Raw genomic sequence first — 19,382 nt, 5'->3', positions numbered from 1 at the left:
AGGTTTTGAATGGCTTCAATACCCGCACTGTACCTATACATAAAAAAAATCGAAACTTTTTTTGTGCAATCCGCAACTTTTTGAAATCTATTGCGTTTAAAGTGTAGAGTCGAAAACATTGGGCCTGTTACCAAGAATGACCTCGTGAAGAATCTTGTCTATTTTTTAGAAAAAATTGCTTTACGGCACGAGGGACCCATTGTATAATACGTAAGGTAGGATTAGGAAACTACTCTATTTACGTGTGATTCTGCTTTACAAACTAGTTTACAAGTTTCTGTGATATGCTCACAGACATCATTTATATTAACTTGCTCACAACTCTGGGAAGGGGGTGCAACAATATATGAGGAATACGAGCGACCCTATTAAAAAAGAAAATTCAAATGTTATGAACGCCCAAGGAGGAGAAAAAAAGGTTATGAAGAAAATTTTATCCGTAGCATTGTCTACAGCAATGGCATTCTCAATGTTTGCATCTGTAGCATTCGGTGACACAGCAGTTTCCGCACAACAACAGTTTGATGCATTGAAAGCAAAAGGTATCTTCAACGGTTATCCGGATGGTACAGCAGGTCTTGACAAAGACATGACTCGCGCTGAGTTTGCAAAAGTTATCACTAAATTGCTGGGTCTGAAAGAGATCACTGGAACTCTTTCTTACACTGACAAAAACTACACAGCTAAAAACTGGGCTGTACCTTACATCGAAGCAGTAACTGCTGCGGGTATCATGGAAGGTAAAAACGTTGAGAAGAAAATCTTCGACTTCAACGGTAAAGTGACTGTGTCCGAGATGGCTACAATCCTGACTCGTGCATTGGATCTTGAAATCCCAACTGAAACAAACAACACTGCTCCAGCTTGGGCTAAAGGTTATGTTCAAGCAGCAATCAACGCTGGTTTGGTTGATGCAAACACTAACTTCACAGCTAACGCTTCCCGCGAATTGTTGGTAGGTGCAGCTTTCGCAATCGATCAAGCTCAAAGCTTGAAAGTATCTTCTTACACAGTAACTGAAGCTGGTAAAGTTGTTGAGTTCAAAATCAGCGACGGCGAAACAGTAAAAGTAACTTTGGATAAAGCTCTCGAAGCTAACAAAGAAACTGAAGTGAAATTTACTTACAAAGATAAAGAGTTCACTGAAAAAGTTACTTATGTAACTACAGTAGCTCAAGCGGTATCTTCCGTATCTGCTACAAACTTGAAAGAAATTACAGTTAAGTTTGATGGTACTGTAGATCCAAACTCTGCTGAAAGCACTAATAACTATGTTGTTAGCGGATTGACTTTCAAAAGCGCTACATTGTCTGAAGACAAAACTACTGTAACTTTGTTGGTATCTGAAGGTAACACTTCTTTGACTAACCAAAGATCCACTAGTCTTCAAATCAACAACGTTAAAAATGCTGATGCAACTAAAACATTCACACAAAAAGTAGAGTTTACTCCACTTGATGTTGCAGTTCCAGAAGTAAAAGAAGTTAAAGCTTTGGGAACAAAAGCTTTCAAAGTAGTATTCAGCGAGCCGGTTAAACCAGAATCTGTAAACGCTACTTCTTTCCGTGTAGATAACAACGTAATTGCAGCTTCTGTAAAATACGTTTATCCTAACACTGCAATTGTAACTACAGATCTGACTGCTGGTGAGCACACATTGCGTGTGAGCGGCGTACAGGACTACTCTGGTCTGTCCATCGTTCCAGTGGAAAGCAAATTCACAGCAACTGAAGATACAGCTGCTCCTAAAGTAGTTGGTGTTAAATCCAACGACTTGAAAGAAGTAACTGTTGAGTTCGACGAAACAGTGAAAAGCGTTGCAAGTGCATATGCTAACACTACAGGCAACACTGCACAATCCATTGAAATCAACGACAACAAAGTTACATTGAAATTCAACAATCCGTTGAATGTATCGGAAAACACAGTTTACTTGACTGCAGTATCCGACTATAGCAACAACTCTGCTTCCGTTGATACTAAAGTAACTCCAACATTGGACACAGTTCGTCCAACAGTTGTAGATACTAAATTCAAAATGGAAAATGGTAACTACATTGCTGAAGTTCAATTCAGCAAATCACTGAAATTGGATTCCGCACAAAACCCAGAGAACTATGTTCTCAAAGATGCAGATGGTAAAGTTGTAACTGCTTCTGGATTGACTTCTAAAGGTCACCCAGTAATCACACCAGTTTATACTGATAACAATAAAACTGTTAAAGTTAACCTGGGAAGCAGCTTGAAATCTGATGCAACTTACACTCTGACTGTATCTGGTGTTATCGATACTGCTTACATCGGAAATGTATTGTTGCCTTACACTGCGACACTGAACGCTAACACAGCTCAAAACGGTAGTGTGACACGTGTATGGTCTGATGTGACTAACGGTGTTCGTTACGTGTATGTTCAATTCAACAAAACTTTGGCTACTTCCGGTGACGGTAATGCTCTGGATGCAGCTAAATATATGGCAGTAAATGTTGATGCTAATGGTGTTGCTACTGGAACAGCTCAACAAATTGCTAAAGAAAACAATGACATCACATTGATTTCAACAAACACTGTTAGAATCGCTGTTACAAATAATTCTAGCATTGACTGGACTCAAGGCGTTAAAGTATCCGCGAGCTACATTAAAGATTCCGAAGGTAAATACTTCAACAGTGGTAACTACACTGTAGGATCTAACGTTGGTTCTTCCGAAGTACTTGCGACAACTAACGATGTATATGCTACAAGCCGTAACGAAGTTAAAGTTAAATTCAACACAGCGTTGTCGAATGTTAACTTGGGAGACTTCGATCTGAACGGAATTCGCCCTACAAGCTACACAATGGCTGATTCTAACAAAACTGTAGTTCTGAAGTTTGCTGACAACACAATCTCTAATGATGTTGCTGGTTATACTTTGAAAGCTACTAACCCTAGCACTCAAGATAGCTTCGGTAACAAACTTCAAGCGTTCACTGCAACCGTAAAAGATGGTATTGCTCCAACGGTAACTTTGAAAGATATCGTTAGAACTGGTAACACGGTTACAGTAACTGTATACGCTTCTGAAGCTCTTACTCAAGATGGCAACTATGGTGCGGCTTACATCCAAGGATTGTTCAGCATTGATGCGGGTAGCGGCGTGACTACAACAGTTACAGGTGCTTCTATCGGTACTGATGCAAGAACAATTACAGTTACTGCAACAGTAGCTGGTAATACAGATGGAAAAGTAGCAACTGTTAAATTCGACGGTGCTAAAAACAAAGCAGCAAAAGCTATTAACGACGCAAACGGCAATGCATTGGATGAGTTCTCATTCGGTAAAGAGCTGTAATTTATATCTTACTAAAACAGCCTTGCATCTTTATAGATGCAAGGCTGTTTTTTTTTCGCCTTGCAGGGGTAATAAATTGGCGGTTAGTCTGAAATAGTTTAACAGTAGGAAATCACCCGCTTGAGGTACTGATGATTGCGCTCAAATGGTGAATCACCGTATGCCGAATGCTACGTACGAGAGTTGAGAGGTAGGCTACTCAATTAATGAGAGTCCTCCCTCTCGATTATATTTAACTTAGAGAACTTTTAAATTGTTGATAGACAACAACATCGTAACTTTCTCTCCTTTCCAAACGTTTATACTATAAGAGCAACAAGCAACTTATGGGAGGTTTGGGAGTGAATCAAAAGAAAATGTTTGTGAGCTTGCTCGCGAGTGTCTTGTTGATCAGTTCAACGGCTGGCATTACCATGGCAGCGAGCACAACCAATAAAACGTCTGCCACCAATTCAAATAGCAGTACATCGAAGAAAACGACAACAATGCAGAAGGTTGTACATACACTCGGTAACCTATCGGCTGTTAAAGTGACAGCACGAAGTTCGGTAAGGTTAACAGATGTAAATATCTTGGCGCAGGACGATGGGAATGTGGTTACATATACATTGTCTTACAAGAACAATGACAGCACCCCAATGATGATGCTCGATTACTGGAGCAAAGTGAAAACCAAGGGTGGAACATCATTCTCGCCCAAACTGATCGCAAAAGATCAGGAAAAGAAAACAGTCTCGCCTGGATCAACAGTTGAGTTGACCTATGTCATGAAAGTGGGTCGCGAGGTGAAACTCAGTGATCTGAACTTCCTCATCGTGAAATGGGATTTCAGTCAGGCTAACTATGAACGTACGCTGGGTAAGTTTAACGTGCCCGCATCCTATAGTATTACTACACCTATAGGTAAACCAAAGACGGTTCGTCTAAGCGACTCTGCGGTGAAGGTGAAAGTATCTGGCATTAAAGTGTTTCCAGGTGAAGATAAGAATCAGTATGTGAAAATTGGCGTGAATTTAAACAATATTAGTTATAAATTGCTTGAAAATCCGAATATCAAATGGATCTTGCGTACACCAAGTGGTACCAATTATCCGTTAACTCCGGATAAAGACAGTACGAGTGTCAGTATCCAGGCTCAAGCTAATAAGGCCCTCAGTCTGATCGCATCTCTTCCTACGTCAGTGAAGCTGCAAAAGTCTGAGCTGTTGCTAGTAGAGGAACAGGGTGAAGAGAAAAGTGTTCTGCCTGTTGCTGCATTGCAATTGCCAGAGGCTAGTAAAACGAATGTAGAAGTCGCTGCCAATCAACCAAACATGATTTCAGTTGAAGGACAACGACTGTCCACATTGCTTGAATCCGCTAAAGTCCGAATCGATGATGGTGAGTATAGCCTTAATCTTCAAATGAAGCTCAAGAATGAAGGCAAGAAAGTCATTAAGGTGCCGATGTATACCTTTGAGGTACGGAGTACAGACGGAACAGTCTATCCAATCGAAACCAAAGCATTGGATACATTGAAGTTGAACCCAGGCGATATTAAGACAATTAAGCTCAGTACAACCCTTCAGGGTGATGGTAATACAAGCAAAATCAAGCTTTATGTAATGAGTCCGGTAGACAAAAATGAAAGCACAGAATCCACAACGTCTTCTCCTACGAATGGATTTGTCTTCTCCTATCCTGTAGGTGTCTATGGTATTCCTGAATCGGTATCCAGCGGAGATGGGTTGACGACCGAAACGGTCATTAAGAATAACAAAGGTACATTTGGTGTGTCTTTTGGATCGTTACAGCGGTTGCCGTGGCTTGATAGTGATATTATTGCCGCAAAAGTGACCATTCGTAATGCAGGTAACAAAACAGTTCAACTTCCTGAGCTTGAAGCGATGTTTATGATTGATTCTGCTGAGATTGAAGGAGACAAGAAGCTAATCTACACACAAAGTGGAAAGTTAATTGGAGCCGGCATGACAACAGAGGCTTACCTGTTAACCAAGATTCCTTCCGAATTGCGTATATCTCGTCTGGAACTAAGTTTGAACGAGAAAGTTAGTGAAGAAGAGACGAATGAGTGGATCACGTTAAATACGTCCGGATTAATTCCACCCTTATCTTATGTTGGAAGCGGCAAGACATACACTTCGGGTACTGCTGATAAAGAGACGGAAATGGGTGTGCGGAGAACGATTCGTTATCCGGGAACATCATCGGACATCGTATATACCGAATTCGAAATGACGAACAAATCATTGCGTCAAAGTGGTCTCGGTAAACTGGTAGGTTACTACAAAACATCGGATGGCCAGTATTACAGAGCAACTGCGAAACAAGCAGAGCGTCTGCCTGGGCCGGGTCAGAAGTCAATTGTTACGTTCTGGGCTAAGATTCCGAAGTCCGTTACCTTCTCAGACCTGCGCCTAATAGTGGGTGAAGGCATTGCAGACAGCAAGTTTGTAACCGGTGAAGGGGAAGCGACTGCTTATGTGAATGCTTTGGCATTCGAAGTACCGCCAACTTCCATTAGTGTTCAAGGCACGCTGACCAATATTAATCTCTATCCTTACTCCTGGACTGCCAACAGTGTAAGAGCATATCTGGCAGGCAGCTCGTCTGTACAGATCGAGATGAATTACAGCTTATCCCGTAATGAAGAGATTGAGATGGGTGAGAACGAGCACAAGTTAATCCTTACAATGACCGATCAAGCAGGTAAATCATATGAAAAAGAGCTGACCTTAGGAACCGATCTGAAAGTGGGAACCAACCAGACACTGAGCTGGAGCGTAGAAGACAGCTTCTTCGAGAAGTTGCGTGGTGGTTCTTATCGTTTGACAGTATATGATCAATTTCAAGGACAACGTATCCGTCTTGCAGAGCAAAGTTATGGATACGACATTTCTAAGCTTCCAAAAGAAGAACCGGAGTTCCCTACGTTCCCATCGGATGGGTTTTGAAATAGAACAGGCAGCACTATAATTATCCACAAAACCTCGTTTCCACCCCAACGGAAACGAGGTTTTGCTTGTCGCATCCCTATTTTTTCTCTATAGTTAAAGTTAATAGATTACCAGAGGAGGAAAATGATTCACATGAAACCTTATATGAAAGTATCCCTCGCCGCGCTTGCCATTGGTGTTGGCGTATGGGTTGGGTCGGTATACAGCAATACAGCCATCGGTGCAGGTACAAGCCAGCCAGGAACAGCAGACGATCCGGTTGTAACGAAGAGTTATGTAGACCAGCAGATTCAAAAAGCAATGGGTGGTGGCGTTAGCACGGGTTCTGGCAACTCATCCGGTAATAATTCCGGATCTACGGGAACCGGGAACTCAGGTAGTACAGGTGGAGACACTTCTCTTCCTCCACTGGTCTCGGGCGCTTCTGAAGCCGTTGAGATCGTAACCGTGAAGCCGGGGCAACAGCTGATCGGTAAGTCTGGCGCGGAGTTCATTGTACGTAGCGGCAAAGCTGTGATCGTCAGTGAAGGTACGAATGGTGTAGCTGATCTGACGGACGGGATTGACCTGACGAATGGACAGGCAGCACCGACCAATCACCTGCTCTCTTTTCCAAGGGACGGACGGGGGATCACGGTCTTGGAAGGAAACAAATACAGCTTAACCGTAATGGTACGTGGTGGATATACTCTGAAATAGGTTTTGTAGCTGTTAAAGGAATTATTCATTAGTCATGCATTTCATTTGCTCAGATTACCCAGTTCTAACAAACATTAATACGGCTAGCCAACCTTGTTCCTGCTCACTCTATAACTGTTGACAATCAATTAATGGAGGTGCAGGAATCATGGCTAGAAGCAATCGCAAGGTGGTACCCGAAAGTCGTCAAATGCTGGATCAAATGAAGTATGAGATTGCTGCAGAGTTTGGTCTCAATGTAGGTTATGGTGGCAGAGGTTTAGCTGGTGCGGATACAGAATTTGGATCTGAACTGGGTGAAGTGAGTGATCACTCTTATGGGCAATACAAAGGGTGGGGACATCTGACTTCCCGCGAGAATGGATCGGTTGGTGGAGAGATCACCAAAAGGCTAATTCGCCAGGCAGAACAGCACTTATAGGGCATTTTCCTTACCCCATTTCGTTTGACACGTCTTGACAAATACGTTAAGATGGCACTTGAGGTATGCAACCTTTTCCACTAGGGAAAGGTTGATTTTCGTTTGAGGCAATTACCTGAAAAATCCTTATCTTCGGTACTGCGGACCCTGCGTCCTTATTCCATTTTGGAAAGCTTCGAGGGTACAGTGAACGAATCGCTGTCATGTTTTGTTCGGGCAATCGCCATACTACTAGTTATGGGAGGTTGAAACTTCATGTCTGTTAAAGGCCGGCATCTATTTACATCGGAGTCTGTAACCGAAGGACATCCGGATAAAATCTGCGATCAGATCTCAGACGCCGTATTGGACGCGTTCCTGGCGAACGATCCTAATGCTCGCGTAGCTTGCGAAGTTTCCGTAGCCACAGGCTTAGTGCTTGTCATCGGTGAAATCAGTTCAGCTTCTGAATACGTGGACATTCCGTCCATCGTTCGTAATACAATTAAGGATATTGGCTACACACGTGCCAAGTTCGGTTTTGATTATAACACTTGTGCAGTTCTGACTTCTCTGAATGAGCAGTCCGCTGATATTGCCCAAGGCGTTAACGCAGCGCTTGAGAATCGTGACCCGGAACAAGTCGCTCGTGAAACAGAAAACATTGGTGCAGGTGACCAAGGTCTGATGTTCGGTTTTGCAACGAACGAAACACCAGAACTCATGCCTTTGCCAATCGCTTTGTCCCACCGTATCGCACGCCGTCTGGCGGAAGTGCGTAAGAACGGTACATTGGAATATCTTCGTCCGGATGGTAAAACTCAAGTAACGATTGAATACGACGGTGACAAGCCGGTACGTGTGGATACAATCGTTGTGTCTACTCAGCACGCTGAAGAGACTACACTTGAGCAGATCCAAAAAGACATCAAAGAACATGTAATCTTGCCTGTCGTTCCAGCTGAATTGCTGGATGAGCAGACTAAATATTTCATCAACCCAACAGGACGTTTCGTTATTGGCGGACCTCAGGGAGATGCGGGCCTTACTGGACGTAAGATCATCGTAGATACCTACGGCGGTTATGCACGTCACGGCGGTGGTGCGTTCTCTGGTAAAGATCCAACTAAAGTAGACCGCTCTGCAGCATATGCGGCTCGTTACGTAGCGAAAAACCTTGTAGCCGCAGGTCTTGCAGATAAAGTGGAAATCCAGCTCGCTTACGCGATTGGTGTAGCCAACCCGGTATCGATCAACGTGGATACATACGGAACTGGCAAAGTCAGCGAAGAGAAATTGGTTGAGCTTGTTCGCAACAACTTTGATCTTCGTCCGGCTGGCATCATTCGTATGCTGGATCTGCGTCGCCCAATCTACAAACAAACCGCTGCTTACGGTCACTTCGGCCGTACAGATCTGGATGTACCTTGGGAACAAGTGGACAAAGTAGAGCTTTTGAAAACTCAAGCAGGTCTGTAAGTTAGGTGCAATAGTAATGAAGCCCTTGATTCCGTTAAGGAATTAAGGGCTTTTTTGTGCTTCCATCGATTTCACTGCTTGTCATGGACAAAGGAAAAATTATGGAATATATCCCCAAATAACTAAATGAAATCCCTTCTCCAACCGAAATACATAATGAGGTCTGTACATCAGACAGGAGAAGAAATGCAGATAAGGGGGAAGATCAGTGGAATTGAAGAGAATTGCAAGAAAAGGCATGCTCGGAATCTTAATTGTTATGCTGACGGCTCAAGGTTGGCTTACGGGTTGGAGTGGAGTCGAGCAGGAAGCATATGCGGCCAATGAATTAAGTGCAAATGGAATAACGAATACTGTTCCTGCGGTGAACGGCAAAAACGTCGATGGATCATTGCCGTTACGTATTGAATTTGCGAGACCGGTTTCAAAAGTAATCGGTCCGGAAAGTAAGATATCCATTAAACGTGTCAACGATGATTCAGAGGTTGTTTCTGTAGACGTATCCAGTGAACTGGTAACGATTGAAAGCTTAGGGCCAATCACGAATCCTTCTGTACCTATGAACGATACCGAACCGTCTACAGGAGAAGATACAGCTTCACCACCACCTGAAGGGAAATTTGTAAGCATCCAACTCCCAGAAGGAAATATTCTTCCTGGTGGAACATATTACGTTCAAATTGATGCAAATGCATTTGCTTACATGGATGGTGAGAATCTTACTTTATTTCCAGGATTATTGAACAAAGCGTGGACGTTTAGTACTCAAAATATAGGCTTGCCGGCAGTTACAGGCAAGATACCCCAGAACGCAGCTGTTCAGGTGAAACCTTCGGATCATTTGACAGTGTCGTTTAGTCTACCGGTTGTTGCTGGAGCAGGCACACTTCAAATTTATCAAGGGAGCGGAACAGAAACTTTATTTGAAGCAATTCCAATCACGTCTAAAGGATCACCACGAATTACTGGTCTTGGCACTAAGACGATTACAATTGATCCTGTAAAAAATTTCAATAACAATAGTACATATTATATCGTGATACCTGAAGGTTTTTTACGAGATCAGCAGGGGAATGACATCCGTGGAATCAGCGGCATGGATTGGGGATTCAATGTGCAGTCGGACCCAACTTCCCTAACGGTGTCCACCTTGTCTCCTACCAATGGCACCACGAATGCGCCTTTGTCGGGCAACCTAACAGTGACGTTCAACAAGGAACTGGACCGTAGCTTCCCAGGTCAAGCCATTCTCAAGAAAGCGAATGGAGCAACGGTTGATTCGAGGACAACTTTTAGTTCGAACAACAGACAACTGATTATTACGCCAACAAGCACATTAGAGAATAATATGAACTATGTTGTCGATATTCCTGCCAATATGTTTCGTGATCAAGCAGGTAATACATTCGCAGGTTTGAATGGATCTACATCATGGGCTTTCAAAACCTTAAGCAGAGATACAACATTACCTGTAATTAAGAGTGCCAAGATGCATAGTAACAACACGATTCGTCTAACGTACGACAAGTGGCTTAGTAGCATCAGCCCACTGAGCAGCAGTTATACCGTTACCGTGAATGGAGAGAATCGAAACGTTAGTTCCAGTTATATCTCAGGTGACAGTGTATATGTTGTCTTGGATACGGGTGTAGCGGTAGGGCAAGTTGTGCGGATCGCATATGCACCCGGTACTACAGGTAATCGTCTTACAGATCAATCTTCCAATGCTGCGGCTGCTTTTGGCGCAAGAGATGTGGAGAACGGTTTAGATTCTGTCATGTCCAAGCCGCGAGAAGGTAACGTGTATTACAGTACAATGACGTTGTACTACCCTGAGACGGTATATATCACTTCAAGTGATGCAGCAAGACAATTCAGTGTAACTGCGGATCAGTCGGCTGTAGGCATCAATAGCATATCGATCAATGGCAGCTCTGTGGTGACGTTGAATCTTAGTCGATCCATTACGGATGGTGAAGTCGTTCAGGTTGCATACACGCCAGGTTCATGGCCTGTAAAAGATACACGTGGACAGGCCCTTGCTGGATTCAGCGGCTTCTATGTCCGCAATTCAATTGATACCAAACCACCTGAGTTTAAGAGTGCTGAGGTGAGTGGTAACAAGTTATGGATGCGTTACAATGAACCACTGAACACGACGAATAAACCGCTCAATAGCCAATATTCTGTTCTGGTCGATGGTAAGCCAGTCTTCGTTAATGATTCCGAGATCGAAAATGATCTGGTTACGTTAACGCTGGCTTCAGCGGTGAAGGATACACAAAATATATCGCTATCATATGTACCTGGAGCATTGCGATTAACGGATCTGAACAATAACCCAGCAGGATATCTCAATCTGACTCCAGTAACGTACACATATGGAAATGGCAAAATTCTTTCGGCTACGCTTCAGGGAGACACGGTTCAGATTAATTTTCGTGATTCAATCCAGTCCCAGGCTGCACTAACAGCATCTCAGTTCAGTGTAGTGATTGGTAATTCAACCACAACTGTATTGTCTGCTTCAGCTTCTGGCTCTGTGGTGACGTTGAAAGTGGATACTTCAGCAGTAACATCGACAGCTACTCAGACGGGAACGGTGAGTTATGTACCTGGGGCTTTGCCGTTGCGGGATGCGTCGAATGTCACGATAACAGCATTTGGCCCACTTACGTTACAACAGACGAATAATAGTTCGAACAATAATCAGTCGGGAAACCGTCCTTCCTGGTTGGCAGAATTGGATGCATCGAGCTATGGTCAGTCTTTACTTGTGATGAATAACACTACGGCTTCTGCTGTATCTGCGATGTCCCACTATAATCGCCCGACTCGTCAATTCAACGTGGATGCAACCAAGTTGATTCAGTCCTTTGAATACGCTGGAGCAAACGGGAAATTGACTCAGCCGGTGGTATTTGAGATTCCGGACAGTGAATCGGCTGCGTATGTTGGATTCCCATTAAATGCACTGACTCAGATTGCTGCAAGTTATCGCACTGGCACTATTGGTGTGAAATATGGCGATCTTCTCTGGACGGTGCCACTGTCTAATTTAGATATGGCGGCTATGAGTCGGAGTGTAGGAACATCAAACACAAGTACTACGACAGGAGCAGCGGTCCCATCCTTATACGTTCAGTTAGAGACGGTACCTGTGTCTTCATCGGGAACGATGGAAGGCTTGATTGCAGGTGCAGGAGCGCAGAAGCTTGGCAACTATACGGACGTATATTTGTATACCGGTAATGGAACAAACGATCAACGTGTAGATCAGAATGTCAAAAGCCAACTGGCCATGCAATTGGCTGCCAATACCCCAAGTGTAACATCCGGATTTACGTATATCGATCCAGTTACATTTAGGTTATCCAATGTACCTAGTTCCTTTAAAAATACGACAGGTGGTGTAGTTGTTCAAGGACAGCTGAATGGCAATCAGTCGGTAGTCCCTGTTAACAACATCGTTAGTTATCCGGATACGGCGTCACACTGGGCTAGTGAGGTCATTAAGGAGCTCTCTGCCAAATGGATAATTAACACACCAGGTGGTTCCTTCTACCGACCGAATGAGAACATTACACGTGCGGAATTTGCTGAATTGGTCGCTAGAGGTCTAGGACTGAATGGAGAACCTACTGCAGCAAGTCGTTTCCAGGATGTTCGTAGCGGTAGTGTAACAAGTGCCTATATCGGTGCTGCAGCTGAAGCGGGGATCATTACGGGGAATACCGATGGTACGTTTAAGCCGGATCGTCCCATTACGCGTGAGCAGATGGCACTTATGATGGTACGTGCGATGAACTACGGTGGGAAAACAGTCTCTCTTCAATCTTCGGCTGCTAGCACTCTATCCAAGTTCAAGGACAGCAACAAAATCCAGTCCAAGGATTCTGTTGCCAAAGCGGTGGAGGAGGGGATCATTCAAGGCATGACAGCGAGAACATTCGAACCCCAAGGGAACGCGACTCGCGCTCAGGCAGCAGTGATGTTGAAACGGGTACTGGACAAATTAGGATATCTATAAATTAATAGGAACACTTCAAGGAAGCTCATTTCTTGAGGTGTTCTTTTTATATAATTAGATAAAGGACTAAAGAGAGCTGAAGTTTTATAGAAAGGATGACTTTTTTTGAACATTACTAAGATACTCAAAAAAGTATTATATGAACGACTTCGAAAATTATCATTCGTTTATCAAGACTCTTCATCCAATCCTTGGGAAGGAAATATATGAATCATAAATGGACTTCTGTTGTGCTTACTCGTGCACAACAGAAGTCTATTTTTTGATTAGTTTAACTACATAGCAGAATCGTATGGAATTGATTAACCAATATATACCTCAATCTTGGCTGAGGGCGTAACTTTTTCCACAAAAAGCAGTCTATTAATAGAAGAGTATACTAGAGATCTCGCTATCGGCTGCCTACTTGGCAGTGTTCGTGATGTCTAAGATTGATATACAAGATGGGAGAGACGTTTCAGACATGCTGGGGAAACATGAGAAACAGCTGGAAGACGTTAAGGGCAGTAAGGTGAAGAAATGGGCGATTGTGACGCTGGCGGGTGTGATCTGGATTGCACCGGTGATGAGCGCAGGCGGGCAGATGTGGTCAGGCACTTCGTGGCAATCGGTGGCCGCTGCAGCATCTACGAATACAAGCAAGTTGAGTGAAGAAATTCTGACTTCGGGTGCGAAGCTCATGAAATACAGATATACAACAACACGTTCCGGTTCCAAGGTCAACGTACTGGCGGATGTAATCCAGGTGGATTTGCAGAACCCCTATGTGAAGCTGGATGTGATGACAGGCAAGGGCGGTAATCTAAACAGCAAACAGAGCACAGGTGCCATGGCTAAGGAAAATGGTGCAGTAGCCGCTGTGAATGGCGATTACTTCAATGTATCCGGAGAGCTCGCCCCTATTGGTGGACAGGTCTCCGATGGCGTACTGGTCTCCACACCTTCTGAGCTGTCGGGTATGTATGCCCTCACGGTGACCAAAGATGGAAAACCGATGATCGATGAGTATTCCTTTGACGGAACAGTGAAGGCGCAGGATGGTTCAACCTTCGCTTTGCGTGGGATAAATAAAGAGGATTATACGGTAGAGTCGGGTGCGGTGAAGTATAGTCATGCCAACTCGATGTATATTTATACACCGGCATGGACCTCCTCCAAACGTCCAAATGATCCTTCCACAACTCCAACAGAGGTTCTCGTGCAGAACGGAGTAATCACCCAAATCTCGGATAAAAAAGCGCTAAACATGACGGTGCCGAAGGATGGGTACATTTTGCGTGCGCATGGAACAGCGGCGACATGGATCATGAGCCATCTATCCGTTGGCCAAACCTTGGATGCGGATTACAAACTGAAAGCTAAAACAACTGGGCAATCGGTCGATCCCAGTAACCTGGAGATGATGATTGGCGGTCACACCATTTTGGTAAACGGTGGCAAGGCAGCTTCCTTTTCCCGTGATATCGCATCTTCCGGCATTGGTGGCATTCGTGCAAGAACGGCAGTAGGGTACTCCCAGGATGGTCGGTATGTCTACATCATCGCAGCGGAGAAAAACAGTAACAGCAGCGGGATGTCGCTGACGGAACTGCAATCCTTTATGACCAGTGTGGGTGTCTGGAAAGGCATGAACCTGGATGGAGGCGGCTCCACAACAATGGTAACACGTCCGTTGGGTGAGCAAACCGCTGGTCTGACGTTCAACACAGAGTATGGCACCGAGCAACGTCAGGTTGTAAACACACTAGGTGTGTTCTCTACGGCTCCTGTAGGTAAACTGAAGGGCTTTGCCGTGAGTGGCAGTCAAACGTTGCTGGTGGGGCAAGAGGGCAAGTACACAGCCAAAGGATATGACACCTACTACAACCCGATTGCAACAGGCGATATCAGCATGTCCTGGAAGTCCAGCAACAACAGCATCGTGAGTGTCAGCAACGGCACGATCAAAGGCGTGAAGCCAGGTACAGCAACGCTGACGGCAACGAGCAATGGAGCTTCATCTTCTATTAAAGTATCGGTATTGGGTGGAAGTGAATTGGCTTCCCTGACAGCAGGATCGGGTCTCGGTTCGCTCAATGCAGGCACAACGATGTCCATTCCTGTAACGGCAACAACGAAGAGTGGACAAAGTGTTACGGTTCCGGCAGACTCGCTGACATGGGAATTTATCGGGTTCAAAGGTAAAGTGACTGCTGACCAATTAACGGTATCTTCAGTCAATTCTGGTGCACAAGTGGGATATGCCATTGGTCGCTATGATGGTTACAGCACAGTCGTAGTACTCTCGGCATCTGCCAGCGAAACGATCTGGGAGAACTTCGAGAATGTGAATTATCCGATCAACTTCACGACGAATGCAGCGGGTGTAACTGGTACGGCAACCGTTACAGTAGGAACAGATGAGAAAGCCGGCTCCAATGTACTGCAACTCGGTTATGATATGACTGCTGGAACAGGCAAAATGTACGCTTATGCACAACTGAATGGCTCTACCGGTAGAGAGGTATCTGCTGCAGCTACATCGATGTCAATGGATGTTATGGGAGATAAAAGTCTGAACTGGCTACGTGCCGAATTCACAGATGCCAATGGCAAAACGGTATATGCCGATCTCGCCAAGGCAATTGACTGGAACGGGTGGAAGAAGCTGAGCGTGGACCTAAACGGACTGAACATCGCCTATCCGGCGAAGCTGAAGCGGGTCTATGTAGTGAACGTGGAAGAAGGTCAGGATGAGCGTGCGAAATCAGGCACGGTTGCTTTTGACAATATCGCATTCACGATGCCTTCCAAGTCCAGTGAAGTAGGATTGCCTACGGGTACAGCTTCGCTTGTGCTTGGACAGAAATCGATGACGGTGAACGGAACGAAAAAAGCGATTGATGCAGCACCAGTCCTGAAAAATGGTACAACGTATGTGCCAATCAAACATGTTTTGGACGCTTTTGGTGGTCAGGCAAGCTGGGATAGCAAAAATCAGCGAATCACGGTATTACGTGGTGGCAAGCTGATTGATCTGGTTGTAGGGCAGAAAGAATTCATTCTGAATGGTAAAAGACAGAGCGCAACTGTTGCACCATACGTAACGGGTGGCAGGACTTTAGTCCCACTTAGACTCGTTTCCGAGCAACTTGGTCTGACTGTAAAATGGGAACAGAAAACGAAGACCGTTACCATCTCATCGTGATATGGTATGATATATACCGGAAACGATAGAAATGGAGTCGAACAAACGTGGATTTACAAGCCGATGCCATAGACCGCGTCATTAAAAACGCCATACAAGTCATGGAAAACAGCAAATATCAAATGTTCGAAATTATGGACGCAACTCGCGATGAGCTGAAAACACTCAACGAGGAGTTAAAGTCGGTGCTGAAGGAAACGGCGGAAACGATCGAGAAAGTAGATCAATTGGAGCTGAACTACCGCCGTTCCCGGATCCGGCTGACTGAGGTTAGCCGCGACTTTGTCCGTTATTCCGAGCATGATATCAAGCAGGCGTATGAGAAAGCAACACAGCTGCAGCTGGATCTGATGATTTATCGTGAGAAGGAAATGTATCTGAAGGCCCGTCGGGATGATCTGCAGAAGCGTGCCAAAAATGTGGAAGCTTCTGTGGAGCGTGCCGAGACCATCGGTTCGCAGATGGGTGTTGTACTCGAATACCTGTCAGGTGAACTGGGTCAAGTGACCCGGATCATCGAATCTGCCAAAAATCGACAAATGATTGGTTTGAAAATAATTTTGGCCCAGGAAGAAGAGCGGAAACGTATTGCTCGTGAAATTCATGACGGGCCTGCCCAGATGCTCGCCAATCTAGTGCTTAGGACGGAAATTGTAGAAAGAATGCTCATTAAGCAGGATTTTAAGATGGTCCAGGCCGAAATAGTAGATTTGAAAGGCCAGGTTCGTTCCAGTCTTGAAGAAATGAGAAAAGTTATTTTCAATCTGCGTCCTATGGCACTGGATGATCTGGGACTGATTCCAACGCTTCGGAAGTACGTGCAGGATTTTGAGGTAAAAACGAAAATCCGGTCGCTTTTTGAAACAAGAGGTAAAGAACACCGTTTATCTTCCGCGATGGAGGCTGCGATCTACCGCCTCGTACAGGAAGGTCTGTCGAATGCTGCAAAGCATGCTTATCCCACATATGTTGTGGTGGAGATTACATACCAGGCTCAGCTCGTCAAAATTGTCGTTCAGGACAATGGGCTTGGGTTCAAACCGGAGCTTCTTGCCAAGAAAAGCAAGGATCATACCCACTTCGGTCTGATTGGGATGAGAGAACGGGTTGAACTGTTAGAAGGAAGAATAGAGATTGAATCCGGAGAAAATCAAGGAACCAAAATAGTGATTCATATCCCGACAAACGTGGATAAGGGAAAGGAGTAGCAGGATGATGGAAAACCGTGATACTGGTAAAGCATCGATTAAAGTTCTTTTGGCTGATGATCATCAGCTGTTCCGTGAGGGACTGAAACGCATTTTAAATATGGAGGACGACATTGAGGTCATCGGCGAATGCGGCGATGGTATACAAGTGCTCGAATTCTGCAATCAGGATAAACCTGATATCGTATTGATGGATATTAACATGCCGATCGAAAATGGGGTTGAGGCAACGGAGAAATTGCGTGAGCTGTTCCCTGATGTCAAAGTGATTATCTTGTCCATCCATGATGATGAAAGTTATGTATTTGAGACGCTTCGTAAAGGGGCTAACGGGTACTTGCTGAAGGATATGGAGGCCGAGTCTCTGATCAATGCGATTCGTTCCGTGCATGAAGGACATGCGTTTATTCATCCGAAAGTAACCGGCAAACTGATCATGCAGCTGCGTCGTATGACGTATCTTAATGAAACAGGGGCAATGAGTGAAGGAGCTTCGAAGGAAGCAGGCGTTAAATTTGTCGCTGGCGACAATAACCCGCTCACACGTCGTGAGGCTGAAGTACTTCGCTTGATGGCAGAAGGTAAGAGCAATAAAATGATTGGTGAATTCCTGTTCATCAGTGAAAAAACAGTAAAAAACCATGTCAGCAGTATTCTGCAGAAGATGGAAGTGGATGACCGTACACAAGCCGTTATCAATTCGATTAAATATGGTTGGGTTACGCTCTAATACCTTATGTTTTTCGTAAAGCGGTATTCTTACGGTAAGTCAGTCCATTGGTTGATTCAACCTAGACGAAGTATAGATTGGTGTTCACTCGCGCCCTTTCCAGAATGTTGGATTGGTCTGCGGGTTAATGGACTTTATCACTGCAAATGAGCAAAGTGTAAGGTTGTGCGGAACATATGTTCAAGCTTAGGCGTGAATGAATGACCTGGCCTGTCTTTCTTCGTCCGGTGTCGATCAGAGTGGAATATGAGCGATAGGAAATGCAAGTGTAACCCTTCAGGAAGTACAGCATATACTTGTTGTATACAGGGATGTTCGCCATGGGTGAGCATGACCTTCCGAGGAGGTGCAGTTGCCATGGTTGCTCATCTGACTATGATTCTGCTCATATACTTCCTGGCGGCAATGGCCGTTCATGCCATGCACCAGCGCCATCTTTCCCGTCCGGAATCTGAAGGTTTCGAGCAGATCCTGCTCATCCCTTCCAATCAGGCAGGGCGGATCGAAGGCATTGTAAGAGAACTTTGCCGGGAATTGTTATATCGTGGTAAGAGCTTCAGATTAACCGTTGTTGCTGATCGTACAGAAGCGGAAACGATTACGATTATTGAAAAGCTTATGCAAAGGCAAGGCATGGAGACATCTTATCTGCCTGCTGTCCCTGCTGATATTGAACGGGTAGCACAGACCGATCACACGTTTCGCCTGATTGATTTGCGTGAGTCAGAGCAATAAATCAGCATGTGAACGGGAAATGGGATTATCATTTCGCAGATCTACAGTGAAAAGATTACAGCAGAAGCTGTAGTCTTTTTTTGTAATTGTAGCCAAGTCTGCTTTTAAATTAAAAATGGGTTTTTATGCAATCTATGGTTATTGTCTGGGTATGAGGAGTTCTTGAACACTAAAATAAACTTTTCGAAGTCAGAACTCTTAATTTAAAAGTATAGACGATTCAGATTGGAAAAAGTTTCGCAATTTTAAAGAAAGATTCTGGTTATTAGCAGAATTGTATGATGGACTCATGTTGTGTAACTAATGTTGTGATGTAAAGGTTCAATTGGTATAGTGATAAGTAGATTAATCATACGAAGATGGAATATGGACATGAAGCACATGCTCCGGCGAACTGCCGGGTTGGCATGTGCTTTTTTGCGTTCAGGAGACAGTACCATGGGGGAGGAGAGTAAATGAAAGTTGCCTTATATGTATGCCGTGTAGAGGAAGGGTGGAGTATGATCTTGTCCCTCAATGTTCGAGTGGATGTGGCTTGGTGGCTAGAGGGAGGAAGTGGGCGACATGTGCTGCGCTGGCTGCTGTTAGATCCGGCGTTGCCGTTGAGTCAGGCATCCTGGTTG

General features: G+C 44.6%; 10 protein-coding genes. All 10 read left to right on the top strand.

What is annotated here, in order from left to right; genetic code table 11:
- Positions 1 to 346: 346 nt before the first annotated feature.
- Entirely contained in the window at positions 347 to 3,334 is a 2,988-nt protein-coding gene (locus tag NST33_RS28285; protein WP_221821812.1) for an S-layer homology domain-containing protein, read from the top strand.
- A 341-nt stretch (positions 3,335 to 3,675) separates the two neighbouring features.
- On the top strand, positions 3,676 to 6,288 hold the full coding sequence (locus NST33_RS28280; protein ID WP_339305884.1) for a hypothetical protein: 2,613 nt from the start codon (positions 3,676 to 3,678) through the stop codon (positions 6,286 to 6,288).
- 135 nt (positions 6,289 to 6,423) lie between these two features.
- On the top strand, positions 6,424 to 6,990 hold the full coding sequence (locus tag NST33_RS28275) for a hypothetical protein (protein ID WP_221821810.1): 567 nt from the start codon (positions 6,424 to 6,426) through the stop codon (positions 6,988 to 6,990).
- A gap of 148 nt (positions 6,991 to 7,138) precedes the next feature.
- A complete protein-coding gene (locus NST33_RS28270) occupies positions 7,139 to 7,411 on the top strand; it encodes an alpha/beta-type small acid-soluble spore protein (RefSeq protein ID WP_017691962.1) in 273 nt (90 codons plus the stop codon).
- 255 nt (positions 7,412 to 7,666) lie between these two features.
- Entirely contained in the window at positions 7,667 to 8,869 is a 1,203-nt protein-coding gene (gene metK / locus NST33_RS28265) for a methionine adenosyltransferase (RefSeq protein WP_221821809.1), read from the top strand.
- A gap of 208 nt (positions 8,870 to 9,077) precedes the next feature.
- Positions 9,078 to 12,899 carry a SwmB domain-containing protein gene (locus tag NST33_RS28260; protein WP_221821808.1) on the top strand — a complete coding sequence of 1,274 codons (3,822 nt, stop codon included), beginning with the start codon at positions 9,078 to 9,080 and terminating at the stop codon, positions 12,897 to 12,899.
- A 463-nt stretch (positions 12,900 to 13,362) separates the two neighbouring features.
- The gene (locus NST33_RS28255; protein ID WP_221821852.1) at positions 13,363 to 16,086 is read left to right on the top strand and encodes a stalk domain-containing protein; all 2,724 of its coding nucleotides are present in this window, start codon (positions 13,363 to 13,365) and stop codon (positions 16,084 to 16,086) included.
- Between the two features lie 47 nt (positions 16,087 to 16,133).
- Entirely contained in the window at positions 16,134 to 17,294 is a 1,161-nt protein-coding gene (locus NST33_RS28250; RefSeq protein ID WP_074092506.1) for a sensor histidine kinase, read from the top strand.
- Between the two features lie 7 nt (positions 17,295 to 17,301).
- A complete protein-coding gene (locus NST33_RS28245; protein ID WP_026081439.1) occupies positions 17,302 to 18,024 on the top strand; it encodes a response regulator transcription factor in 723 nt (240 codons plus the stop codon).
- Between the two features lie 357 nt (positions 18,025 to 18,381).
- Positions 18,382 to 18,759, top strand: coding sequence for a hypothetical protein (locus NST33_RS28240; protein ID WP_036612497.1), 378 nt, complete (start codon positions 18,382 to 18,384; stop codon positions 18,757 to 18,759).
- The last annotated feature ends 623 nt before the right edge of the window (positions 18,760 to 19,382 follow it).

The sequence above is a fragment of the Paenibacillus sp. FSL L8-0435 genome (assembly GCF_037965655.1).
Classification (GTDB): Bacteria; Bacillota; Bacilli; order Paenibacillales; family Paenibacillaceae; genus Paenibacillus.
This window is presented reverse-complemented; position numbering and strand designations above follow the sequence as displayed.

Excerpts from the sequence above, each read along its gene's own strand:
- NST33_RS28285 (WP_221821812.1), top strand. The coding sequence starts at position 347 with ATGAGGAATACGAGCGACCCTATTAAAAAAGAAAATTCAAATGTTATG.
- NST33_RS28275 (WP_221821810.1), top strand. The coding sequence starts at position 6,424 with ATGAAACCTTATATGAAAGTATCCCTCGCCGCGCTTGCCATTGGTGTT.
- NST33_RS28270 (WP_017691962.1), top strand. The coding sequence starts at position 7,139 with ATGGCTAGAAGCAATCGCAAGGTGGTACCCGAAAGTCGTCAAATGCTG.
- metK (WP_221821809.1), top strand. The coding sequence starts at position 7,667 with ATGTCTGTTAAAGGCCGGCATCTATTTACATCGGAGTCTGTAACCGAA.
- NST33_RS28255 (WP_221821852.1), top strand. The coding sequence starts at position 13,363 with ATGCTGGGGAAACATGAGAAACAGCTGGAAGACGTTAAGGGCAGTAAG.
- NST33_RS28245 (WP_026081439.1), top strand. The coding sequence starts at position 17,302 with ATGGAAAACCGTGATACTGGTAAAGCATCGATTAAAGTTCTTTTGGCT.
- NST33_RS28240 (WP_036612497.1), top strand. The coding sequence starts at position 18,382 with ATGGTTGCTCATCTGACTATGATTCTGCTCATATACTTCCTGGCGGCA.